Origin of the sequence: Micromonospora sp. NBC_01699 (genome assembly GCF_036250065.1) — a bacterium.
Lineage (GTDB): Bacteria > Actinomycetota > Actinomycetes > Mycobacteriales > Micromonosporaceae > Micromonospora_G.
The window spans coordinates 6,125,239-6,146,343 of record NZ_CP109199.1; the positions used below are offsets into that span (position 1 = coordinate 6,125,239).

Genomic DNA, 21,105 nt, shown 5'->3' on the forward strand with positions numbered 1-21,105 from the left:
GTACAGGCGACCACGAACGGTAGAGATCAAGATCTTGGATCGTCAAGATCCATTCACAACTGACGATCACAAAAGCGCACGTCAAGGGACAGATGGAGACCCGTCACGACGTACGGCAGGCAGCCCGGCCGGGGCGTAAACCAGGACAGATGGTCAGGGCAGCTGGACCGGGTACGCACCCGGGGCATACGGCATCGAACTGGACTGCGGCGGCGGAAAATCACGCCGTTCGGTCTGCGCGAAACCGGCGGACCGGGTCTGCTCCCGAGGCCAACCACCGGCCTCGTGGAACAGCCGCAGCGCGGTGTCCACCACCTCGGCGAGCGGCTCATGGGCCTCGATGTCGATGGAGGCGCCGGGCGTCTCGATCCGTACCTTCGTCGGACCGGGGCGGGCGGTGACGGCCACCGTTGGCGAATCGGTGGATATCGCCACCGTGGGGGTGGCGTCGGCGTCGACGCTGACCGCCACCACGGGAGCCTCGGCGGTGGTGACCACCGTACCGGTGGTCGTGGTGACCACCGTCGATGTCTCACCACTCACGGTGGGTGGGGTCGGCTGCGCGGGGACGCTCGTCACGGCACCATTCTCACGCCGCCGCACCCCGACGCGCCACCTCCGGGCGCCGACCGGGTCACAGCGCCCCGAGATAACGCTGGCGCTCGTACGGGGTGACCTCGCGGCGGTACTGCTCCCACTCGGCCCGCTTGTTGCGCAGGAAGAAGTCGAAGACGTGCTCGCCGAGCACCTCGGCGACCAGTTCCGAGCCGGCCATCACGTCGATCGCCTCGGACAGGTTCTCCGGCAGGGCCTCGTACCCCATCGCCTTGCGCTCGGCGTTGGACAGCGCCCAGACGTCGTCCTCGGCCCCCGGCGGCAGCTCGTAGCCCTCCTCGATGCCCTTGAGGCCGGCACCGAGCAGCACCGCGAAGGCGAGGTACGGATTGGTCGCCGAGTCCAGCGAGCGCACCTCCACCCGGGCCGAGTTCGGCTTGCCGTACGCCGGCACCCGGACCAGCGCGGACCGGTTCAGGTGCCCCCAGCAGACGTACGCCGGGGACTCGGTGATCCGGTCCGGCAGGGCCTGCGGGAAGAGTCGCTTGTACGAGTTGACCCACTGGTTGGTGACCGCGGTGTACTCGCGGGCGTGCACCAGCAGGCCGGCGATGAACGCGCGGGCCACCTTGGACAGTTTCGACGGGTCACCGCCGTCGTGGAAGGCGTTGCGCTCGCCCTCGAACAGCGACAGGTGAGTGTGCATGCCGCTGCCCGGCTGGTCGGTGAAGGGCTTGGGCATGAAGCTGGCCTGGACCCCGGTGGAGAGCGCCACCTCTTTGATCACGTGCCGGAAGGTCATGATGTTGTCGGCGGTGGTGAGGGCGTCGGCGTAGCGCAGGTCGATCTCCTGCTGCCCGGGGGCGACCTCGTGGTGGCTGAACTCGACCGAGATGCCGATCCGCTCCAGCGACAGCACCGCCTGGCGGCGGAAGTCGCGGGCGATGGCGTGGGTGGTGTGCTCGAAGTAGCCGCCGGCGTCGACCGGGATCGGGACCGAGCCGTCGTTGGGGCCGTTTTCGAGCAGGAAGAACTCGATCTCGGGGTGGGTGTAGAAGGTGAAGCCCTTCTCGGCGGCGCGGGACAGCGCGCGGCGCAGCACGTGCCGAGGGTCGGCCCAGGACGGGGTGCCGTCGGGCAGCAGGATGTCGCAGAACATCCGGGCGCTCTCGCCGCTGACCCCGCCCTCGAACGGGAAGACCTGGAAGGTGGTCGGATCGGGCATGGCGACCATGTCGGATTCGAAGACCCGGGCGAAGCCCTCGATGGCGGAGCCGTCGAAGCCGATGCCCTCCTCGAAGGCGGCTTCGAGCTCGGCCGGCGCGACCGAGACGCTCTTCAGCGTGCCGAGTACGTCGGTGAACCACAACCGGACGAAACGGATGTCGCGCTCTTCCAGGGTGCGGAGCACAAACTCCTGCTGACGGTCCACTTCAACCCCTCGTGACACTCCTGCTTGACCTGGCCAGCCGACCCCCGACCTAGCGGACCAGTCTTACCCGACGTCGTTACGCCGACGTTACGTGATCTCTGTCGCGGGCGGTACGGCGGGACGGCCGACTGTCCCGTTCATGGTCTTCCATCCCAAAGATACGAGGACAAGCGTTTTCCAGTAGCCCCGGTACGCAAACCCGCCCGCCCGAACCACCCCTAATGTCCGCAGGAACCCCTTCCCGCGCCGAATGAGAGGACAGTTCCACCCCCGGCCCGCGCGTACGGGACGGCGGCGCGGCAAGATGAGGGCATGCCCACCCTGCGCCTCGCTCTCGCCCAGGTGAATCCCACCGTCGGAGACCTCGCCGGCAACGCCGAGACGGTACGCCGGAACAGCCGTACCGCCGTGGCCGCCGGCGCGCAGCTCGTCGTCTTCCCGGAGATGATGCTGACCGGCTACCCGGTCGAGGACCTGGTGTTCCGCAGGTCGTTCGTGACCGCCTCGCGGGCCGCCCTGCGGCAGCTCGCCGCCGACCTCGACGCCGACGGCCTCGGTGCCGTACCGGTGCTGCTCGGCTACCTCGACTCGGACGAGTTCGGCCACACGGCCGACGGACCTACCGGGGAGAACGGGGTCGAGGACGAGCCGGCCGGCACGGGCACCGGACCGCACCGGAGCCGGGGGCCGCGCAACGCCCTCGCCGTCCTGCACGGCGGGACGGTGGCCGCCACCTACTTCAAACACCACCTGCCCAACTACGGCGTCTTCGACGAGGACCGCTACTTCGTACCCGGCGACACCCTCACCGTGGTCCGGGTCGGCGGGGTCGACGTCGGGCTCACCATCTGCGAGGACCTGTGGCAGGCCGGGGGGCCGTTCGCGGTTGCCCGCCGGGCCGGGGTCGGCCTGGTCGTGAACATCAACGGCTCGCCGTACGAGCGGAACAAGGACGACGTACGGCTGCCGCTGGTCCGCCGCCGGGCCGCCGAGGCGGGCGCCGCGGTGGCGTACGTCAACATGGTCGGCGGCCAGGACGAGCTGGTCTTCGACGGCGACTCGATGGTCGTCGGCGCCGATGGCACCCTGCTGACCCGCGCCCCGCAGTTCGTCGAGCACCTGCTCGTGCACGACGTGGACCTGCCGGCGGCGACCGCCGACCGGGCCGCCGAGGCGACGGTCACGGCCACCGGGACCACCGACGAGGTGGCCGCCGGGACCAGGTACGCCGCCAGCGGCGACCGGACCACCATGCGGATCGCCCGGGTGACGGTCGCCGGCACCCTGCCCGCACCGGCGGGGCCGCCCGCCGACGGTGGCATCGCCCGGCCGCTGGACGACGAGGCGGAGGTCTGGTCCGCGCTGGTGCTGGGGCTGCGCGACTACGTCGACAAGAACGGCTTCCCGTCGATCGTGCTCGGGCTCTCCGGCGGCATCGACTCGGCCGTGGTCGCGGCGATCGCGGTCGACGCGCTCGGTCCGGACCGGGTGGTCGGGGTGTCGCTGCCCAGCCAGCACTCCTCCGAACACTCCCGCGAGGACGCCGCCGACCTGGCCAAGCGGACCGGGCTGGACTTCCGGGTGGAGCCGATCCAGCCGATGGTCGACGGCTTCCTGGCCAACATGTCGCTGTCCGGCCTGGCGGTGGAGAACCTCCAGGCACGCGTACGCGGGGTGGTGCTGATGGCGCTGTCGAACCAGGAGGGGCACCTCGTCCTCACCACCGGCAACAAGAGCGAGCTGGCGGTCGGCTACTCCACCCTCTACGGCGACTCGGTCGGCGGCTACAACCCGCTCAAGGACGTGTGGAAGTCGCTGGTCTGGAAGCTGGCCAACTGGCGCAACGCGGACGCGGTCGCCCGCGGCGAACAGCCGCCGATCCCGGAGAACTCGATCCGGAAACCGCCGAGCGCGGAACTGAGCCCGGGACAGCTCGACAGCGACTCGCTGCCCGACTATTCGGTGCTCGACCCGATCCTGGTCGGTTACGTCGACGGGGACCGGGGCCGTGAGGACCTGGTCGCGGCCGGACACGACCCGGCGATGCTCGACCGGGTGCTGCGAATGGTGGATACCGCCGAGTACAAGCGCCGGCAGTCGGCGCCCGGCACCAAAATCACGATCAAGGCGTTCGGCCGGGACCGCCGGCTGCCGATCACCAACCGGTGGCGCGAGCGCGGCGCAATCGCCCGAGGGGTGTGAAATCCTCCACTGAACTCTGACCCGGTCCGGCGCGGCGGTGCGACGATCGATTCGAACCCGGGGACCGCGAACGCGGCCTTGAGGTGGAAGGAGTCGTGATGTCCGAACACGGTAACAACCCCGCGACGGCGGGGACCGACCCGGCGGAGCCCGAGGTGACGGCGCTGTACGGCGGGCCGGCGAGCCGGCGGATCCGTACCCGTGACCTGGCCCTCGCCCGCGAACGCGGCGACCGGTGGGCGATGCTCACCTCGTACGACCAGTACACCGCGTCGATCTTCGACCAGGCCGGCATCCCGGTGCTGCTGGTCGGCGACTCGGCGGCGAACAACGTCTTCGGCTACGAGACCACCGTCCCGGTGACCGTGGACGAGTTGCTCCCGCTGGTCCGGGCGGTGGTCCGGGCGACCCGGTACGCGCTCGTCGTCGCCGACCTGCCGTTCGGCTCCTACGAGGAGGGGCCGACCCAGGCGCTGCGTACGGCGGTGCGGTTCATGAAGGAGGGCGGCTGCCACGCGGTGAAGCTGGAGGGTGGCCGGCGGGTCGCCGCCCAGATCGCCGCGCTGACCACCGCCGGCATCCCGGTGATGGGACACGTCGGCTTCACCCCGCAGAGCGAGCACACCATCGGCGGCTACCGGGTGCAGGGCCGTGGCGACGCGGCCGACGAGGTGCTGGCCGACGCCCGCGCGGTCGCCGACGCGGGCGCGTTCTCGGTGGTGCTGGAGATGGTGCCGGGCGAGGTGGCGAAGCAGGTCACCGCCGAGGTGGGGATCCCGACCATCGGCATCGGCGCCGGCCCCGACACCGACGCCCAGGTGCTGGTCTGGCAGGACATGGCCGGCCTGCGTACGGGAAAGGCGCCCCGTTTCGTCAAGCGGTACGCCGACCTGTCCGGGGTGCTCACCGACGCGACCCGGCGGTTCGCCACCGAGGTACGCGACGGCGGCTTCCCGAGCGCCGAGCACACGTTCTAGCGTGAGCGGTGACCGGGCGCGCAGAACCCGCGCCCGGTCACGGCTCAGACGTCGGTGACCCGGATGCCGGCGTGCGCCCGGTACCGCTTGTTGATCGCGATCAGGTTCGCGGTGAACGCCTCGACCTGGTGGGCGTTGCGCAGCCGGCCGGCGTAGATCCCGCGCATGCCGGGGATCCGGGCGGCGAGGGCGGCGACGATGCCGACCAGTTCCCGCTCCTCGGTGCAGATCAGCACGTCCAGGTCGATCCGCTCGATCGCCGGGTCGGCCAGCAGCGGCGCGCTGACGTGGTTGAACGCGGCGCAGACCCGCGACTCGGGCAGCAGCGCGGCGGCCTGCTGCACGGCGCTGCCCTCTTCTACCCGCAGCGCGTACGGGCCCTGCTTGTCGAAGCCGAGCGGGTTGACGCAGTCGATGACGATCTTGCCGACCAGTGGCTCGCGGAGCGCGGCGACCGTGTCGTGGTGCCCGTCCCACGGCACGGCGATGACCACCACGTCGGATCCGGCGCACACGGTGGCGTTGTCCGCGCCGCTCACCTCGGCACCGGCGGGTACGCCGGACAGGGCGGCGATCTCCTTCGCCGACTGTTCGGCCCGCTCCGCCGACCGGGAGCCGATCAGGACCCGCTGCCCGGCGCGGGCGAACCGGTAGGCCAGCCCCCGTCCCTGGTCACCGGTGCCGCCGATGATGCCGACGGTGAGCCCGGAAACGTCGGGCAGTTCGCTCGCCTCGTATGCCATACCCGCATCCTGCCAAACGGCCCGCATCGACCGCCCGACATGGTCGGCGGTGTGTACCGGCGGCCCGGTCAGTCGAGGGCGAAGAGGACCTTGCGGGCCACCGGGTCGGCGGTGACCAGGCGGACCCGTACCCGCTCGCCGAGCGGCAGGTCGCCCTCGCAGCGGGCCCGTACCGGCGGCTCGTCGACCGCGACGGTCCCGCCCGCCCGCCGCGCCGACCGGCCCGACTGCCGGCTCGCGGGTGCCGGCACGGGAGCGTCGGCGGCCACCGGAGCCGTCGGGGGGCGGTCGACGTCGAGCACCGCCGCCTCGAAGCTCTCGCCGACCCGGTGTGCGAGCAGCACCGCCTCGGTCAGGTCGACCGCGGCACGGGTCGCGGCCGAGGCGACCCTGTCCGTGCCGGCCATCACCGAGGGCAGCTTCGGCAGCGCCGTACGGGCCCACTCGGGCACCGGCGTACCGGCGTGCAGGGCCAGGCACACCTCGGTGGCGTAGCGGTCGGCGAGCCGGCGCAGTGGCGCGGTCACGTGCGCGTACGCCGCGCCGACGGCACCGTGGCGGGGATCGGCCGGCGGTTCCCCGTCGAACGCGGTGTAACCGGCGCCGCGCATCAGCTCGGCGGCGTGGTCGAGGAACGCGGCGGCTCTCGGCTGCGCCGGGTCGATGGTGGTGAGCACCTGTCCGACGCTCGCGCCGTCCGGCCAGTCGATGTCGAGCCCGCCCGCGGCCGTACGCAGTCGCGCCACCGCCTCCGGTTTCGGGGTCGGCATCGTACGCAGCAGCCCGATCCCGCCGGCGAGCATCAGGTCGGCGGCGGCCATCCCGGTCAGCAGGGAGATCTGGGCGTTGTAGTCCTCCATCGGCGCGGGTGCCCGGAGCACCAGCCGCCAGCCGTCGTCGTCGGGCTCGACGTCCTGCTCCGGCAGCGGCAGGTTGATCGCACCCCGGTCCAGCCCACGGGCGATCAGCAGCTTGCCGAGTTCGGGCAGCAGGGCGATGGGTTCGGCCAGCCGACCGGCGTCCGCGTCGGCCTGCACACCGAGGTAGTCGAGCTTGGCGCGGCTGCGGACCCGCGCGCGTTCCAACCCGACCGCGACGGTCTCACCGTCGGCGGCCAGGTCGATGGTCCAGACGACCGCCGCCCGTTCGACGTCGGGCAGCAGGCTCGCCGCGCCCTCGCTGAGCGTCGACGGGTGCAGCGGGATGTTGCCGTCGGGCAGGTAGATGGTCTGCCCGCGGCGCCAGGTCTCGGCCTCCAGGTCACCGCCGGGGCGGACGTGGGCGGCCACGTCGGCGATCGCATAGTGCACCCGGTAGCCGCCGCCGGTGCGTCGGGTCAGGCACATCGCCTGGTCCAGGTCGCGTGAGCTGGCCGGGTCGATGGTGACGAACGGGATGTCGGTCCGGTCGGCGGCGGGCCCCGGTGGGGCGGCCGCCGCCTCGTCGGCCTCGCGTTGCGCCGCGACCGGGAACCGCGTGGGCAGTTCCAGTTCGCGGCGCAACGCGCTGAAGTCGATGCGGGGCGCCACTACGCGTCTGATCACCACGGGTCATTCTTATCAGCGCGACGCGAGGACATGCCGGAGCGCCCGGCACCGGTTTGTCAGCCGGCCGCCTTGCGTACGGTCGCCCGGGTCGACTTCTTCGCCGGCGCCTGCCGCGCGGCGACCTTCTTGGCCGGCGCCTTGCGCGCGGTGATCTTCTTCGCGGGCGTACGCGTGGCGGTCGCCGTACGCGTGCCCGTCGCCTTGGCCGGGGCCTTCTTGGCCGCGCCCACGGTGGTCTTGCGGGCGCCGGTGGCCGCGCGCGAGGTGGTCGACTTCGCGGTGGTGGCCTTCTTGGCCGGTGCCTTCTTGGCGGTGGCGCGGGTGCCCGGTGCGGTCGACCGGGTGGCGGTGGCCTTCTTCGCCGGTGCCTTCTTCGCCGTGGAATTCGCTCCCACGGTCTTCTTCACCGCGGACTTCGCCGCCGTCGACCGGGTAGTGGTCGACTTGGCCGGCGTGGACTTGGCCGGCGTGGCCCGCTTCGCGGGTGCTTTCTTGGCCGCGGTCTTCTTCACCGCACCGGCGGCCCGGGTCGCTGCCGTGGTCGCCTTCTTCCGGACGGTCGCGGCCTTCGACGCCACGGTCTTCTTCGCCGTCGTCGCCGTTGCCGTGGCCTTCTTCGCCGGCGCCTTCTTGGCCGGTGCCTTCTTGGCCGTCGCGGGCCGGGTCGCGGTCGCCCGGGTGGCCGCGGTGCGGGTCCCGGTCGCTCGGGCCGGCGACGTCTTCGTGGTCGCGCCGGTCGTCTTGCGTGCGGCCGTGGTCTTGCTCGCGCCGGTGGTGCTACGGGCCGACGTGGTCTTCGCGCCGGTACGTTTGGCAGCCGGGCGGCTGGTGGCCTTTACTGCTTCGGCCATCTGGGTCCTCCTTGCGGGACATGCTCTCGGGGGTCTCCTGGTGGAGACCGCGGAGTACTTCGACGACGCGGGCTCTGCGCCGCGCCGCTACCTCTCCTCCCCGGCCCAACGGGCATCCTCGGCGTCCCACTCCTCGTTGCGTTGCCGGACCTTCTCCAGCGCGTGCTCCGCGTCGTGGGCCGAGGCGTACGGACCGAGGACGTAGCGCGCCGCACACACGTCGGCATCCGTCTCGATCCGGTGGTGTCGAAGGCACCAGAAGTACCGCTCACCACTTCCGCTGTCGCTCATGTGATAACTGTGCACCGCAAAGTAACTGGAGCGCTACCTTTTCGCACAAAAAGTCGGAGTCTTCTCCACAGTAGATAACTTCCGTTTCCGCAGGTGGGGAATCCGCGGACTCGGCCGCTATCCGGGAAATGCTTGCCATTAAAGGCAATCGCGCGATGTCCGCTTCCCGAGGCGCGCGTCCGCGACCGATCCGGGCCCGGAAAAAAATATCCACCACCGGTACGCCCGCAGCCGCTCCCACCGGCCCGCGCCGCCCGACGTCCCGTCCGGACCGGGCTGTGGTGGTTACCGCCCTGGCCCGTCGCGGCGAGCACGAGGACGAGGACGAGTTCACGGCGGTCGGCCTGGGGCGGCACCGCGAGTCGGAGGACTGGCTCGAAGCCGACGTGGACCCGGACGGACCGATCGGCGGCGGCGGTGCGGGTCGGCTGGTCGGCTGATGGCCGAGGTCGTCACCCGGTCAGATCATCGGAGGATGTCTCGCTACGAGTACGCCGAAATTGTCGCCCAGTGCGCGCTTCACGGCCCGGCGGTCGTACGGGAGTGGGTCGACTCGAACGGGCAGACGCACCAGCTCGGTGGGATCCATCCGGTCGCCCTGCTCACCGCCTGGTCGACCGAGGGTTGGGACCTGGTCACCGCCACCACCTACGGCAACCTCCGCGTCTACACCGTGCGCCGCCCGGTCGACTGAGCACCGGACCCGGCCGATCCGGGTTTGACCGGATCGACGACGGGAACCATCGGGTTTTCCCGCCGTGGCGGGCCGTTGCCGTAGGGGGTCGGGTGTCCGGTCGGGGCGGAAGCCGGTGAGACTGCCGACGGCCCGGGGCCCGGCCTCGGCACTGCTGGTCGAGGCGCTGTCCGGCATCCCGGACGGACTGCCGGACGACGCCGACCACTGGTGGCCCGAGGCCGACGGTACGGCAGACGGCACCGATCCGATCCGGGACGAGGACCTGCACCTGTTCCTCCACGTCTGTTACGAGCTGCACTACCGGGGCTTCGACGGCGTGGACGAGCGGTGGGAGTGGGACCCGTCGCTGCTCGCCGTACGGGCGGCGGCGGAACGCCGGTTCGAGGCGGCGTTGCACCGTACGGTGGGACCGCTGCCGGTGGTCGAGCCGGTTGCCGTACCCGAGGCACTGACCTCGCTGGTGGCGGCCGACGACGGCCCGTCGCTCGCCGCCGCACTGCACCGGGAGGCGGACCTGGCCCGGTTCCGCGAGTTCGTCACCCAGCGCTCGGTCTATCACCTGAGGGAGGCGGATCCGCACACCTGGGGTATCCCCCGGCTCGGTGGGCCGGCCAAGGCCGCCCTGGTCGAGATCCAGATGGACGAGTACGGCCGCGGCCAGCTGCCCAGGATGCACGCCGAACTGTTCCGCGACACGATGGACTGGCTCGGGCTGGACACCGGCTACGGCGCGTACGTCGACTCGGTGCCGGCGGTGACGCTGGCCACGAACAACCTCATCTCCCTGTTCGGTCTGCACCGGCGCTGGCGGGGCGCGCTGCTCGGTCATCTCGCCGCGTTCGAGATGACCTCCTCGCTGCCGAACCGCCGCTACGGCGACACGCTGCGCCGGCTCGGCGGCACACCCGAGGCCACCCGCTTCTACGACGAGCACGTCGAGGCCGACGCGGTGCACGAGCAGATCGCCGCGTACGACCTGTGCGGGTCGTTCGCGCTCGACGAACCGGCGCGGGCGGGTGACGTACTGTTCGGTGCCGCCTGTTGCCTCGCCCTCGACCGGCTCGTCGCCGAGCACACGCTGGGCTCTTGGGCGGCCGGCCGATCGTCGCTGCGGCTGCCGCTGGCGGCCGGCCATTGACCACCGCCCGGCCCAGCGCCCGCCCGATCGTCGGTCCCGCCGCCTGGCCGATCGCAGGTGCCGTCGTCGGTCCCGCAGCCGGTTCCGCCGTCGCCGTCCGGCTGTCGGTGGAGTACGTGCTGCCGCTGCGCTGGTCCGACGACGACGGCTGCGCGGAGCTGACCGACTACCTGCGCTGGTTGTCCGGGCGGGTGGCGGTGACCGTGGTCGACGGCTCGCCGCCGGAGCTGTTCGACCGGCACACCGACCGCTGGTCCGCCCTGGTCCGGCACCTCGCCCCGGACCCGGCGCTGCGCTACCGCAACGGCAAGGTCAACGGTGTGCTGACCGGGATCCGGCTGGCCCGGCACGAGCGAATGGTGGTCGCCGACGACGACGTCCGCTACGACGACGCCGCTCTGCGCGAGGTGTTCCGACTGCTCGCCGCCGCCGACCTGGTACGCCCGCAGAACTACTTCGACCCGCTGCCCTGGCACGCCTGCTGGGACACCGGCCGTATGCTGCTCAACCGCGCGGTCGGCGACGACTATCCGGGCACCTTCGGGCTGCGCCGGTCGACGATGCTGGCGATGGGCGGCTACGACGGGGATGTGCTGTTCGAGAACCTCGAACTGCTCCGGACCGTACGCGCCTTCGGTGGTGTCGAGGCGTGCCCGCCGGGGCTTTACGTCCGCCGCCTGCCGCCGACCGCGCGCCAATTCTGGTCCCAACGGGTACGCCAGGCGTACGACGACCTCGCGATGCCGCCCCGGATGGCACTGTTCCTGGCCGTGCTGCCGACGGCGGTCGCGCTGGCCCGGCTCGACCGGCGGATGTTGCCGGTGGCGATGGCGGGCATGCTGGCGGGCGTGGTGGTGTTGGCCGAACTCGGTCGGCGCAGGTCCGGCGGTCGGGCGGTCTTCCCAGTCCGCGCGTCGCTGCTTGCCCCGCTCTGGGTGCTGGAGCGGGCGGTGTGCAGTTGGGCGGCGCTGGGCCTGCGCTTCGGTCGGGGCGGCATCCCGTACGCGGGCCGCCGGATCCGGACCGCCGCGCACAGCCAGCGGTGGTTACGGGCCGCCCGCTGAGTCGTCGTCCGCTCCGGTGAGTCCTTCTCTCGCACCGGGCTCTGCTTCGGCACCCGGCCTCGGATCGGGGTCGGCGCCGGCCCGGAAGCCGATCGCCTTGTGTGTGCCGTCGCAGAACGGCTTGATCGAGGACTTGCCGCACCGGCAGAGCGCGATCGTGTCCCGGCCGAGGTCGACCGTCCCGCCCAACGCCGTACGCAGGATGAACTCGCCCCGGACCAGCAGCGGACCGTCCTCGTAGACGGTGACACTGGCGGCGTGGTCGGTCCGTTCGTCCGGCGTGGCGCCTGCCCGCCCGGTGATCGTCGCATCGTCCGGCATGCCGCCTGCCTGCCCGGTGCCCGCCGCACGAAACCGCCGACGCACGGGCGGGTTTCGGCGGGCGGTGGACGGGTAGCTCCGGCCGGGACCGGACGGTGCCCACGAGAGGGGGCCCGGTGGACGCCAGGCGGCAAGCTCGGCAGGTGGCGGACACCATGGCGCGGGCGGCGGCCCGCGGTGCGATCGCCGCGATGGCGATGTCCGGCGTACGGCAGGCCACCACCTCGCTCGGACTGGTCGAGCAGACCCCGCCGGAGGAGTTGCTCAAGCACGCCGCGCCCGCGCTGTTCTCCCGGATACCGGTGAACCGGCGACCGGCCGTGGTCGAGTTCATCCACTGGGGCGTCGGTGCGGTCGGCGGTGCGTTCTTCGGCCTGCTCCCCCGGCCGGTACGTCGACGGGGATGGGTCGGGCCGGCGTACGGTTTTGTCTTCTGGGCCGCCTTCGAGACGCTCGCCGCGCCGAAGCTCGGCATCGACCGGAAGCCGCAGCGGCTCGGCGAGATGGCGGCGCTCCTGGTCGACCACACCCTCTACGGCGTGGTGGTCGGTTCCTCCCCCTGGCCGAACGCCGACTGACCCTATTTCTCCATACGACTCACCGGCAACACGCTGAGCTGCGCGTTTCCTCCTCGACCCGGCTGGGAAGGAGGGTCGTCGTTCGGTGAAGGGAGCCGGAGATGAAACGCTGGCTACGGAGCAACGCGCTCTCGGTGACGATGTTCGGGGCCTTCCTGCTCTTTCTCGTCCTGCAAAGCGTCTTCGGGTGGCAGACCCGCAACGAGGAGCTCATCCAGTACGGTCTCGCCCCCGAGGGCTACCTCGCCTATCTCGGTACGGGTCACTTCGCCGAGGCGGTGTTCGAGAACTGGGAGTCGGAGTTCCTCCAGATGGGCGGTTATGTGCTGCTCACCGCGTACCTGGTGCAGCGCGGCTCGTCGGAGTCGAAGCCCGAGCAGAACTCCGACCGACCGGACGACTACGCCGACCACGCCAAGCCCGACTCCCCGTGGCCGGTGCACGTACGCGGGGCGGCGCTGGTGGTCTACCGCAACAGCCTCTCCATCGCCCTGCTGCTGCTCTTCGCCGGCTCGTTCGTCGGGCACCTGCTCGGCGGCACCGCCGAGTACAACGAGCAGCAGGCGTTGAGCAGCGGCGCGGCGCCGGTCGGGGCGTGGCAGTTCGCGCAGACCAGTGACTTCTGGTTCCAGTCGATGCAGAACTGGCAGAGCGAGTTCCTCGCCGTCGGGGTGCTGGTCGTACTCAGCATCTTCCTGCGGCAGCACGGGTCACCGGAGTCGAAACCGGTGACCGCCCCGCACGCGACAACCGGCAACTAGCCGGCCGCCGGGGTCACTCAGCGCTGCCGTACGTCCTGCGCCGTCTGCTGGGCCTGCCCGCGCAGGTTCTGCCCGGTCGACTGGGCCTGGTCACGCAGATTCCCGGCGTTCTGGCCGGCCTTCGACTTCACCGACTCGGCGGCCTGCTGCGCCGGCCCGCGCAGGTTGTCCTGGGCCTGCCGGGCCATGCCGGTAGCCTGCTGCCTGAGGTCGCCGGAGTGCTCGGACGCCTTGTCGCGCAGTTGGCCGGCCATCCGGCGCTCCGGCTCGCTCGGCGGGATCAGCGCCGAGGCGAGGACGCCGAGCCCGAAGGCGACCAGGCCGGCGGCGAGCGGGTGCCCCTGCGTCTGCTGCTGGGCGTTCTGTCCCATTCCGTGCATCCGGTCGCTGGCCGTGTGGCCCATATCCTGCATCCTGGCACTGGTCGCGTGGCTCATGTCCTGCGCCCGGCCACTCGCGTTGGAGGATGCCGCCGAGAGTCGGGACTCCGAGGTGTCGATGGCGTGCATGGACGCGTCGCGCGCGTGCGAGGCCGTACCCATAACGTTCTCCTTCACCTTCTGCCAGGTGCCCCGGGCCCGGTCGACCTGCTGCCGGGCCTGATAGCGCGGGTTCACCTTGTCGCCGAGGGCGTTCACGTTGCGTCCCAGGTCGTCCTGGGTGTCCTCGATGTTGGCTCGGATCTGATCCGGATCCATGCTGCTCACTGGTGTCCCCCCGTTCGATGGTCTCCCTGGCTCTTGACCGCTTCCGGTATCCGCCGGACCGTCCCCTGGGTCTGCGGCAGGGCCTTGAGGCCGCGCATCCGCTGCCGGGCGGTGCCGACCAGGACGGCCGCGATCACCGCCCAGACCGCCGCCACGATCAGCGCGGACCAGCCCTGGTCGATGAGGTTCGACAGACCCCACCACATCGCGTACGACAGGAACAGCAGCACCATGAACCCGCCGAGAGCGGCGCCGCCGAACATGCCCGCTACCTTGGCGGCGTTGCGTACCTCCGTGCGCGCCTCCGCCTTCGCCAGCTCGATCTCCTGGCGGACCAGCGTCGAGGTGTCCCGGGTGATCGCCCCGAGCAGGTCGCCGATCGACGCCTTCCCCGGATCACGTTCCCGCTCCTGAGCGGCTCTCGGGCCGCCGGCCGCGCTGCTCACAGCCGTGCTCCACCGGGTCGCGAGTCTGCGGCCGGTACGCCGGGGTCCGCCTCCTCGTCGACGTTCCCGCTGCCGCTGTCGATGTACGACGCGCCGGGCGCGGTCGACTCGGTCGGCCGGAACGGGGGCATGGCACCGGGCTGGCCCTGACCATGTCCGTCACCGCGATGTCCATCACCGCGATGTCCGTCACCGTGCTCGGGCATGCCGCCGCCGCCCTGCATCGCCTTCATGCTGCGCCCCAGCCGACCGGCGAGCACTCCGGCAACCGCCGCACCGGCCAGGAACATGCCGGGATTGCGCCGGGCGTAGTCGCGTACCTCGTTCACCACCGTGCCCGGTTCCCGCTGGTCGAGCCACTGCGCGGCCTGGTGGGCCCGGTCGGCCGCATGCCGTACGAGATCGGTGGCGACGCCCGGCTGGTCGGTCCGCTCGGACATCGTCTGGAGTTCGTCGGCGAGCGCCCGCAGGCTCGCGGCGGCCCGGTGCTGCTGCTCACCGGCCTGCTGCCTGAGCTGGTTCGACGCCTGCCCCATCAGCTCGCGCGCCTGCCGGCTGGCCTCGTTGGCCACGTCCCGGCTCTGGTCCATGGCGCTGTGCGCCAATTGTCCGCTCGCCTGTGAAACCTGCTGGCCGGTCTGCGCGGCACCCTGCTTGGCCGCCTGCGCCTTCGACCCCCGACCGTCGCCCGCGTTCTGCGCCATGACCGACCCCCAACAGTGTGCCGTCACCGGCTCGACGGATCCGCCGAGTCGATGACGGCTACCCACCTGTGCCGTGGTTATGCCAGGTCCGTTGACGTCGTTCACAGCCCAGTCGTCTCGCCGCTGTCGGCGGCCCCGTCACGTGGCCGTTGTCGCCAGCTCGCCGCGTCGGGGTACGACGTCGCCGTAGAGCAGGGCGTAGAAGTCGGGGTGTTCGGGCCCGAAGGCGACCTGGCCATGGTCCGCCCGGTGTCCCGAATAGCAGGAAGGTACGGAGTCCGGGAAGGGGTCGGTCGATGGTCGGGTTGCTACCGAAGACGTGGTAGCCGACCAAACTGGAGGGTGAAGCCGTGCCGGTGGAGTTCAACGAGGATGTACGAGAGCTGCTCGACGGGCGGAACTTCGCCACCGTGGCCACGCTGAACCCGGACGGTGGACCGCAGACCTCGGTGGTCTGGGTCGCCCGCGAGGGGGACACGGTGTTGTTCTCCACCACGGCCGGGCGGCAGAAGGCGCGCAATCTCACCCGTGACCCACGAATCAGCCTGACGGTCTTCGACACGGCCAACCCGTACCGGACGGTCGAGATCCGCGGCACGGTCGAGCTGACCGAGGACCCGGACAAGGCGTTGCCGCGTACGGTCTCGCAGAAGTACCTCGGCGAAGACCCGCCGCCGGAGCCGGACGACGTACTCCGGGTGGTCGTCCGGATCACGCCGCTGAAGGTTGTCGTCTTCTCCGTCTGACGAGAACTGCCCCCGACCGTACGCCGTCAGGCCATCGGCCCAGCCCGCGCCTCATGCCTTCCAGAGACGCGAGTGTCGTTCACGACTTTAGTCGAACTCCTCTTCCTCCAACGGTATTTCGTCGTACGGACCGAGAAACCGTTCGCCGTTGAAGTGCACCAAGTGCGTTGGCGCATCCCGGATCCACACATCGGTCTCCCAGGCGATGTCGACGGCAGCAGTCCGGAAGGTCGGCTTATCCGGGAAGGCAGTCACGAACACCAACCCGGGACGGCACCCAGCGAACAGGTTCCGCAGCTCATCAACCCGCTTCGCGTCCATCGGCCCAACCGACTGGTAGGCCTCCACGCACACCAACCAGTCTCGGTTGACGTCATGTAGGAGGACGTCGGGCATCTTGCCGTGCGGGTCGACCTTGATGCCGAGGTCCGCGAGGTACGCCTCTTCGTTCACGACCCACTTCGCACCCGTGTCGCCGAGGTACACGACCTTCGCACCGGGCGTGTAGTAGGCCGCGAAATCCTCTACTACGGCCGCGATCAAGGCGCTGTGCTTGCCAGCGCTGAGCATCACCTTAGACTCGTCCGGCAGCCGCACCGGCACCCGATGCCTCTCCCGCTCGGCGGCCCACCTGGTCCGAAGCGACCCAAGCTCCTGCTCGAACCGGGCCCGAGCGGCAGGCCAATCCGGCGTGCCGAAAGTCCGAAGCGCAGCAAGCGCGATCTCTGTCGGCCGGTACGAATAGACGCCGCTGTTCACCGCTCGGTCCGGCGCGTCGCTGTTAGCCTCAAGGATTCCCGCAGCCGTGAGCTGGTGCACACTGTTCTTGCGGACGCTCTCCCGGCTGTTTGGGGCATATCGAACTGGATCCTTCCGCCCCTTCTTCACCCAGGGGTAGTGCGTTGCCATCCAGTTCATGCTCTCGGTGATACCGAGCGTCTGCTGCCGTGCTGCTATCCACGGCCCTTCGGCGTCCAAGCCAAGCATGCTCAGAAGTACAAGAGCTGTGCGGACGTTCTGCTGGGGCGTAGGTAGCCCCAGCTGCTTCAACGCGCTTTGCGCCTCTCGAACACGGGCATTCTGCTCATCTTCCACAGACAAAGGGGGTGCTCCAAGGTCATGGGTATAGGTCTGGCACCACATCCTGCACTACTGCATCCACACAGCCAACGTTGACCGACTTCCCAACCTCCGATCCGATCTGGCGCAGCTGATCCAATGACGGATACCCGAGACTGCGCAGGTCGCCCGCATTGATCTGGGTGTGACCGCTGAACAGACGGACGAACTGGTCGACCGGCGTACTGTTCAGGAACGCCGTCAGACCGGCTGCGACCTCGGGATCCATTCCAGCGTTGTCGGCGTGGAAGACGTTCAGGTGGTTCTCGATCGCCACACGCGCACCCGGGACGTCACTCGGCAGGAGTAGCGCCGCGCTGACGCGCCTCGGCTCCTCCTTTGCGCTAAACCGCTTCACCAGCACATATACCCCGGATGGGAGCAGTAGTGATGTCGTACCGGCGTTGTCGGCCAGTGCGTTCGGCTTGCGGCCCGTCGGCATCGGCCAGCTGATGCGCCCAGCGCTCAGGTGCCCCGGATACAACAGCGGCACCGTGTCGGTGCCATGCTCGGCCCGCAGGTTCTCTCGGGTGCGGAAGTCCACGACGCGCCCGGTGCTGACCTTCAGCCCGAGATCGGCGAGCGACGCGGGTAGCTCAACCATCCGTTCGGCCAGCTTCAGCCCTGCGCCATCCGGTGTGATGTGGATGAATGATTGGGGGTCGCTCGGCCTAACCACCTGCCGGTATGGCACGTCGTGCGAGACCGGCTCGTCGGTGTACCCGTGGCTCGTCGAGATCCGCACAGTGCTCGGCTTGTCGCCAACGACCGCACGGAAGATCACGTTCTCCTGGAGTACCTCGCTGTCGGCGAACACGATGTTGCGCTTGTCGAAGACGTGCAGATTACACAACGCGGCCTTGCCCAGTAGTTCCTGTCGGAACTTGCGGAAGTACACCCCGTTCGCGAAGCTGCGCGGCGTGATGGCGATGAGCTGACCGCCGGGTGCGAGCAGCCGCAGCGCGAGCAGGACAAACGCCGCGTAGAGGTTCGTCGTCTGGACGCCTACGGGGTCCAGGATGGCGCGCTCGGGGCTGTCGGCGCGGATCCTGCGGTATGGCGGATTCAAGATCGCCAGATCGAACTGCGGGTCGGCGTCCGTCCGCAGCTGTTCGGCTGCCCAGGCAAGGAAGTCGTCGGTGCGCTGGTCGGTGGTGACCGGGTGCGCGTCGGCGCAGTCGGCGAGCGTGGCAGTCAGGTCGGCGTTGACGTTGGCGTCGACTTCGAACGTCGTCAAGTGCAGCTTCACGTCGGGTGCTTCGCGGGCAGCGCGGGCGACCAGCGCTGCGGTGAGCGACCCGGTGCCAGCGCCCGCGTCGAGGGTGCGGATGCTCTCCCTTGCAGGGATATCGGCGAGGCTGACGATCAGATTAGCGGCCGGCGCCGGCGTGAAGAACTGCCCGAGCTTTGTGCGCGTCGCGTCAGTGAGCTGCGCGCCGCAGGTGAGCCGACGTTGCTCTGCGCGCGCGATGAGGTCGTCGGGCGTGGTTGTCATGCGCTCAGTCTGCCAATTCGTACTGACAAGGAACGGTCCGGCCAGGAGTCGAGGTTACGCGTGTCTCAGGCCGGACACCGCGACCACGCCCAGAGGGCAACGAACGGCCAATGAGCTGCACTCGTCGACGCGCGCTAGCACTCGGCCGCACCCGTTGGTGAGCCGTACCCCGTAGGGTCGGAACCCGGGTCGTGTCTGGACCGTCGGCGGGCCGTCAGGCGCTGACCAATGTTAGCTACCGACGACCAGCAACGACGGACGAAACGCCAGGCCACCGCCCTGGCGAATAGCCCGACCAGGTGGGCGACGGACGAGTCGACCTGTACGCCGGATTCTGTGCCCGGCGGCACCGTTGCCGGTACCACCGGCGGCGGCCATCCATCTCGGCCTGCCGTTGCCGGCAGGCTCCAGCGGCCTACCCGCAGACATCGGGCGGGCAGCCCTCAAGCGTCTGCGCGGGCCGTCACCTCGCGGTGATGGCCCTGTCTTGGCCTTGCTCCGGGCGGGGTTTACCTAGCCACCCCGGTCACCCGGGGTGCTGGTGGGCTCTTACCCCACCGTTTCACCCTTACCGGGCGTGATCCGACGAGCTTAGCCAGCTCGGTAGACCTGCCCGGCGGTTTGTTTTCTGTGGCACTGTCCCGCGGGTCGCCCCGGGTTGCCGTTAACAACCGCCCTGCCCTGTGGAGTCCGGACGTTCCTCGGTGACGGGTTCGACCCCGTCGACGCGACCGCCCGGTCAACTCGTCCGTCGCCCGGCAAGTCTACTTGTCGACCGTGTCACAGAGCCGCCGGGAGTGAGGCGGTCCGTACCCGCACGATCGTTACGCTCGGCAGCGATGGATTTCCTCGACGCGGGCCTGCTGCTCGCCGCTGGGCTCGCCGCGGGCACCATCAACGCGGTTGCCGGTGGCGGGTCGCTGATCACGTTCCCGGCGCTGATCGCGATCGGTATGCCGCCGATCCAGGCTAACGTGACCAACTCCGTGTCGGTTTGTCCGGGTTACCTGGCGGCGGTCGCCGGCAGCAGGGACGATCTGCCCGCGTACCGGCGGTTGGTGCCGTTGGTTCCGACCGCCGCGCTGGGCGCCGTCGCCGGGGGTGCGCTGCTGCTGAACACGCCCGAGGGCGCGTTCGAGGTGATCGTTCCGATTCTGGTGCTCGGCGCGACGGCCGTACTGGCGTTCCAGGATCGGCTGCGCCGGCTGGTCGGGCATCCGGCGGACCTCGGCCCGCGCCGCCGTACGCTCACGCTCCAGGGCATGGTCGCGCTCGGTTCGGTGTACGGGGGCTACTTCGGTGCCGCCCTCGGCGTGATGCTGGTGGCCGGCCTCGCCCTGGTGTTGGACGAGACCCTGGCCCGGGTCAGCGCCCTCAAGAACGTGATCTCGGCGGTTGTCGGGCTGGCCACGGTCGCCATCTTCTCCGCGTTCGGGCCGGTCGACTGGGCCGCGGTCGCGATCATCGCGCCGGCCACCCTGGTCGGCGGTTACTTCGGCGCCCGGCTCGCCCGCCGGTTACCGCCCGCCGTGCTCAAGGGCGTGATCGTGGCCTTCGGTACGGCCATCGGCCTGCTCCTGATCTGACTCGGCAGTCGCTTGATCTGACCCGGCAGCCGCTTGACCTGACCCGGTGGCCGACCGTAGCAGCCGGCGCAGGGCCGACAGGTCCCCGTCGACCACGGCGGTCCCGTCCACGACGGAAGCATCCAGCCCGTTCGGGTCCGCAAGCAGGGCGTTGAGCGTACGGGGGTCGGTGCGGAGCGAGGCGTCCGGCCGGGCGGGTTCGCCGGGCTCGATCCGTACCTGGCCGGCGATCGTGCGGAGGGTCCACACGGGGCCGTCGAGTTCGAGACGGTAGGTGGTGGTGGGCGCCTCGGGGTCGAGGGTGGCGACGCAGCGCAGAAAGATCAGGACCGAGGTGGCGCTGAGTGTGGTCGGCTCGGGCGGGAGCGGGATCCGACCGCCCCAGTTGCCCAGCGCGAGCACGATCGGTTCCAGCCCCCGCCCCCACTCGGTCAGCTCGTACACCTGGGAGCCGGCCGGTGGTGGCAGTTGCCGGCGGCGAATGACACCGCGGGCGGCGAGTTCGCGGAGCCGGTCGGTCACCAGGTTCGAGCTTGCTCCGGACAGGCTCCGGCGCAGGTCGGAGAAGCGCTGCGGCCCGAGCAGCAGTTCGCGTACGACGAGCAGGGCCCATCGTTCCCCGACCACGTCGAGGGCGCGGGCAATCGTGCAGGCGTCCGCGTAGCTGCGGTTCGTCGGCACGGCCACCCCCTCGGTTCGTGCTGCGAAACTACAACGCGATGGTTGTTTTTCGCAACCACCATCGTTACGGTGACCGCCATGGGACAGCCAGTCGTGCATTTCGAGATCATCGGCACCGACCCGGAGCGGCTTCGCGCCTACTACGGAGGCCTGTTCGGGTGGGAGTTCGACACCGGCGGGCCGGTCTCGCCGGCCGTCTCCGAGCCGGGTAACTACGGGTTCGTCGAGGCCAGCCCGACGGGGATTCCGGGCGGGGTCGGTGGCGGCAGCGGCTACGCCGGCCACGTCGTCTTCTACGTCGGCGTACCCGATGTGGAAGCCGCGCTCCAGCGCGCCGAAAGTCTCGGCGGCACCCGCACGATGGGTCCCGACCGGGTGCCCGGTGGGAGCCTCGTGGTCGGCCACTTCACCGACCCGGAGGGACACCTGATCGGCGTCGCCGGCCCGGCATAAGCCGCCGGACC

The 21,105-nt window shown here is 70.4% G+C and carries 24 protein-coding genes and 1 other RNA gene; 11 read left to right on the forward strand and 14 right to left on the reverse strand.

The genetic code is table 11. The features are described 5' to 3' along the window. Positions 1 to 153 precede the first annotated feature (153 nt). On the reverse strand, positions 154 to 579 hold the full coding sequence (locus OG792_RS24810; RefSeq protein WP_329102771.1) for a hypothetical protein: 426 nt from the start codon (positions 577 to 579) through the stop codon (positions 154 to 156). 55 nt (positions 580 to 634) lie between these two features. Further along, complete coding sequence (glnA, locus tag OG792_RS24815) at positions 635 to 1,987, reverse strand: type I glutamate--ammonia ligase (protein WP_329102773.1); 1,353 nt, start codon at positions 1,985 to 1,987, stop codon at positions 635 to 637. 312 nt (positions 1,988 to 2,299) lie between these two features. Here glnA and OG792_RS24820 point away from each other — a divergent pair, with 312 nt between their 5' ends. Together OG792_RS24820 and panB are read left to right on the forward strand one after the other, a co-directional pair. Further along, positions 2,300 to 4,189, forward strand: a complete 1,890-nt coding sequence (locus OG792_RS24820; protein ID WP_329102775.1) for an NAD+ synthase — start codon at positions 2,300 to 2,302, stop codon at positions 4,187 to 4,189. A gap of 98 nt (positions 4,190 to 4,287) precedes the next feature. Continuing rightward, positions 4,288 to 5,166, forward strand: a complete 879-nt coding sequence (gene panB, locus OG792_RS24825) for a 3-methyl-2-oxobutanoate hydroxymethyltransferase (RefSeq protein ID WP_329102778.1) — start codon at positions 4,288 to 4,290, stop codon at positions 5,164 to 5,166. Positions 5,167 to 5,210: 44 nt separating this feature from the next. Here the strand turns inward: panB and npdG are convergent, their stop codons facing one another. The 4 genes from npdG to OG792_RS24845 all read right to left on the reverse strand — a co-directional run bounded on the left by npdG (position 5,211) and on the right by OG792_RS24845 (position 8,598). Beyond that, on the reverse strand, positions 5,211 to 5,909 hold the full coding sequence (npdG, locus tag OG792_RS24830) for an NADPH-dependent F420 reductase (protein WP_329102780.1): 699 nt from the start codon (positions 5,907 to 5,909) through the stop codon (positions 5,211 to 5,213). 68 nt (positions 5,910 to 5,977) lie between these two features. After that, the gene (locus OG792_RS24835; protein WP_329102782.1) at positions 5,978 to 7,456 is read right to left on the reverse strand and encodes an RNB domain-containing ribonuclease; all 1,479 of its coding nucleotides are present in this window, start codon (positions 7,454 to 7,456) and stop codon (positions 5,978 to 5,980) included. A gap of 56 nt (positions 7,457 to 7,512) precedes the next feature. Next, on the reverse strand, positions 7,513 to 8,307 hold the full coding sequence (locus OG792_RS24840; RefSeq protein WP_329102784.1) for a histone: 795 nt from the start codon (positions 8,305 to 8,307) through the stop codon (positions 7,513 to 7,515). Between the two features lie 87 nt (positions 8,308 to 8,394). Beyond that, entirely contained in the window at positions 8,395 to 8,598 is a 204-nt protein-coding gene (locus OG792_RS24845; protein WP_329102786.1) for a hypothetical protein, read from the reverse strand. A 278-nt stretch (positions 8,599 to 8,876) separates the two neighbouring features. On the opposite strand from OG792_RS24845, the gene OG792_RS24850 reads away from it, so the two are divergent. The 4 genes from OG792_RS24850 (at position 8,877) to OG792_RS24865 (ending at position 11,497) form a co-directional block, all read left to right on the forward strand. Continuing rightward, a complete protein-coding gene (locus tag OG792_RS24850; RefSeq protein WP_329102788.1) occupies positions 8,877 to 9,038 on the forward strand; it encodes a hypothetical protein in 162 nt (53 codons plus the stop codon). 35 nt (positions 9,039 to 9,073) lie between these two features. Beyond that, positions 9,074 to 9,292 (forward strand): hypothetical protein, encoded by a 219-nt coding sequence (locus tag OG792_RS24855; RefSeq protein WP_329102790.1) that lies wholly within the window; start codon positions 9,074 to 9,076, stop codon positions 9,290 to 9,292. A gap of 115 nt (positions 9,293 to 9,407) precedes the next feature. Next, complete coding sequence (locus OG792_RS24860) at positions 9,408 to 10,433, forward strand: iron-containing redox enzyme family protein (RefSeq protein WP_329102792.1); 1,026 nt, start codon at positions 9,408 to 9,410, stop codon at positions 10,431 to 10,433. Beyond that, on the forward strand, positions 10,382 to 11,497 hold the full coding sequence (locus tag OG792_RS24865) for a glycosyltransferase (protein WP_329102793.1): 1,116 nt from the start codon (positions 10,382 to 10,384) through the stop codon (positions 11,495 to 11,497). The genes OG792_RS24860 and OG792_RS24865 overlap by 52 nt, the downstream gene beginning before the upstream one ends. Here OG792_RS24865 and OG792_RS24870 read toward each other — a convergent pair. Continuing rightward, the gene (locus tag OG792_RS24870) at positions 11,480 to 11,818 is read right to left on the reverse strand and encodes a CDGSH iron-sulfur domain-containing protein (RefSeq protein WP_329102796.1); all 339 of its coding nucleotides are present in this window, start codon (positions 11,816 to 11,818) and stop codon (positions 11,480 to 11,482) included. The genes OG792_RS24865 and OG792_RS24870 overlap by 18 nt on opposite strands. 143 nt (positions 11,819 to 11,961) lie before the next feature. Here OG792_RS24870 and OG792_RS24875 point away from each other — a divergent pair, with 143 nt between their 5' ends. Together OG792_RS24875 and OG792_RS24880 are read left to right on the forward strand one after the other, a co-directional pair. Then, positions 11,962 to 12,396: a DUF6789 family protein gene (locus OG792_RS24875; RefSeq protein ID WP_329102798.1), complete on the forward strand. Its 435-nt coding sequence runs from the start codon at positions 11,962 to 11,964 to the stop codon at positions 12,394 to 12,396. Between the two features lie 101 nt (positions 12,397 to 12,497). After that, a complete protein-coding gene (locus OG792_RS24880) occupies positions 12,498 to 13,157 on the forward strand; it encodes a DUF6766 family protein (protein ID WP_329102799.1) in 660 nt (219 codons plus the stop codon). A gap of 17 nt (positions 13,158 to 13,174) precedes the next feature. On the opposite strand, the gene OG792_RS24885 is transcribed toward OG792_RS24880, so the two are convergent. From OG792_RS24885 to OG792_RS24895, 3 genes are read right to left on the reverse strand one after another with little or no spacing between them, the layout of a single operon-like run. Beyond that, the gene (locus tag OG792_RS24885) at positions 13,175 to 13,855 is read right to left on the reverse strand and encodes a DUF3618 domain-containing protein (RefSeq protein WP_329111417.1); all 681 of its coding nucleotides are present in this window, start codon (positions 13,853 to 13,855) and stop codon (positions 13,175 to 13,177) included. Positions 13,856 to 13,860: 5 nt separating this feature from the next. Further along, the gene (locus tag OG792_RS24890; protein ID WP_329102800.1) at positions 13,861 to 14,310 is read right to left on the reverse strand and encodes a phage holin family protein; all 450 of its coding nucleotides are present in this window, start codon (positions 14,308 to 14,310) and stop codon (positions 13,861 to 13,863) included. Continuing rightward, on the reverse strand, positions 14,307 to 15,014 hold the full coding sequence (locus OG792_RS24895; RefSeq protein WP_329102801.1) for a hypothetical protein: 708 nt from the start codon (positions 15,012 to 15,014) through the stop codon (positions 14,307 to 14,309). The genes OG792_RS24890 and OG792_RS24895 overlap by 4 nt, the downstream gene beginning before the upstream one ends. A 350-nt stretch (positions 15,015 to 15,364) precedes the next feature. Between OG792_RS24895 and OG792_RS24900 the strand changes: the two genes are divergently transcribed. Continuing rightward, positions 15,365 to 15,760, forward strand: coding sequence for a PPOX class F420-dependent oxidoreductase (locus OG792_RS24900; protein ID WP_329102803.1), 396 nt, complete (start codon positions 15,365 to 15,367; stop codon positions 15,758 to 15,760). Between the two features lie 87 nt (positions 15,761 to 15,847). On the opposite strand, the gene OG792_RS24905 is transcribed toward OG792_RS24900, so the two are convergent. From OG792_RS24905 to rnpB, 3 genes are all read right to left on the reverse strand, one after another. After that, positions 15,848 to 16,855, reverse strand: coding sequence for a BsuBI/PstI family type II restriction endonuclease (locus OG792_RS24905; protein ID WP_329102805.1), 1,008 nt, complete (start codon positions 16,853 to 16,855; stop codon positions 15,848 to 15,850). Between the two features lie 22 nt (positions 16,856 to 16,877). Then, positions 16,878 to 18,374 (reverse strand): Eco57I restriction-modification methylase domain-containing protein, encoded by a 1,497-nt coding sequence (locus OG792_RS24910; RefSeq protein ID WP_329102807.1) that lies wholly within the window; start codon positions 18,372 to 18,374, stop codon positions 16,878 to 16,880. Between the two features lie 307 nt (positions 18,375 to 18,681). Further along, an RNA gene (rnpB, locus tag OG792_RS24915) (RNase P RNA component class A) lies at positions 18,682 to 19,121 on the reverse strand. A gap of 92 nt (positions 19,122 to 19,213) precedes the next feature. On the opposite strand from rnpB, the gene OG792_RS24920 reads away from it, so the two are divergent. Beyond that, the gene (locus tag OG792_RS24920; protein WP_329102808.1) at positions 19,214 to 19,960 is read left to right on the forward strand and encodes a sulfite exporter TauE/SafE family protein; all 747 of its coding nucleotides are present in this window, start codon (positions 19,214 to 19,216) and stop codon (positions 19,958 to 19,960) included. On the opposite strand, the gene OG792_RS24925 is transcribed toward OG792_RS24920, so the two are convergent. Next, positions 19,892 to 20,641: a winged helix-turn-helix transcriptional regulator gene (locus OG792_RS24925; RefSeq protein ID WP_329102810.1), complete on the reverse strand. Its 750-nt coding sequence runs from the start codon at positions 20,639 to 20,641 to the stop codon at positions 19,892 to 19,894. The genes OG792_RS24920 and OG792_RS24925 overlap by 69 nt on opposite strands. Positions 20,642 to 20,719: 78 nt before the next feature. On the opposite strand from OG792_RS24925, the gene OG792_RS24930 reads away from it, so the two are divergent. Continuing rightward, a complete protein-coding gene (locus OG792_RS24930) occupies positions 20,720 to 21,094 on the forward strand; it encodes a VOC family protein (RefSeq protein WP_329102811.1) in 375 nt (124 codons plus the stop codon). Positions 21,095 to 21,105: the final 11 nt, after the last annotated feature.

Excerpts from the sequence above, each read along its gene's own strand:
- OG792_RS24820 (WP_329102775.1), top strand. The coding sequence starts at position 2,300 with ATGCCCACCCTGCGCCTCGCTCTCGCCCAGGTGAATCCCACCGTCGGA.
- panB (WP_329102778.1), top strand. The coding sequence starts at position 4,288 with ATGTCCGAACACGGTAACAACCCCGCGACGGCGGGGACCGACCCGGCG.
- npdG (WP_329102780.1), bottom strand. The coding sequence starts at position 5,909 with ATGGCATACGAGGCGAGCGAACTGCCCGACGTTTCCGGGCTCACCGTC.
- OG792_RS24840 (WP_329102784.1), bottom strand. The coding sequence starts at position 8,307 with ATGGCCGAAGCAGTAAAGGCCACCAGCCGCCCGGCTGCCAAACGTACC.
- OG792_RS24845 (WP_329102786.1), bottom strand. The coding sequence starts at position 8,598 with ATGAGCGACAGCGGAAGTGGTGAGCGGTACTTCTGGTGCCTTCGACAC.
- OG792_RS24855 (WP_329102790.1), top strand. The coding sequence starts at position 9,074 with ATGTCTCGCTACGAGTACGCCGAAATTGTCGCCCAGTGCGCGCTTCAC.
- OG792_RS24870 (WP_329102796.1), bottom strand. The coding sequence starts at position 11,818 with ATGCCGGACGATGCGACGATCACCGGGCGGGCAGGCGCCACGCCGGAC.
- OG792_RS24880 (WP_329102799.1), top strand. The coding sequence starts at position 12,498 with ATGAAACGCTGGCTACGGAGCAACGCGCTCTCGGTGACGATGTTCGGG.
- OG792_RS24885 (WP_329111417.1), bottom strand. The coding sequence starts at position 13,855 with ATGGATCCGGATCAGATCCGAGCCAACATCGAGGACACCCAGGACGAC.
- OG792_RS24895 (WP_329102801.1), bottom strand. The coding sequence starts at position 15,014 with ATGGCGCAGAACGCGGGCGACGGTCGGGGGTCGAAGGCGCAGGCGGCC.
- OG792_RS24910 (WP_329102807.1), bottom strand. The coding sequence starts at position 18,374 with ATGACAACCACGCCCGACGACCTCATCGCGCGCGCAGAGCAACGTCGG.
- OG792_RS24920 (WP_329102808.1), top strand. The coding sequence starts at position 19,214 with ATGGATTTCCTCGACGCGGGCCTGCTGCTCGCCGCTGGGCTCGCCGCG.
- OG792_RS24930 (WP_329102811.1), top strand. The coding sequence starts at position 20,720 with ATGGGACAGCCAGTCGTGCATTTCGAGATCATCGGCACCGACCCGGAG.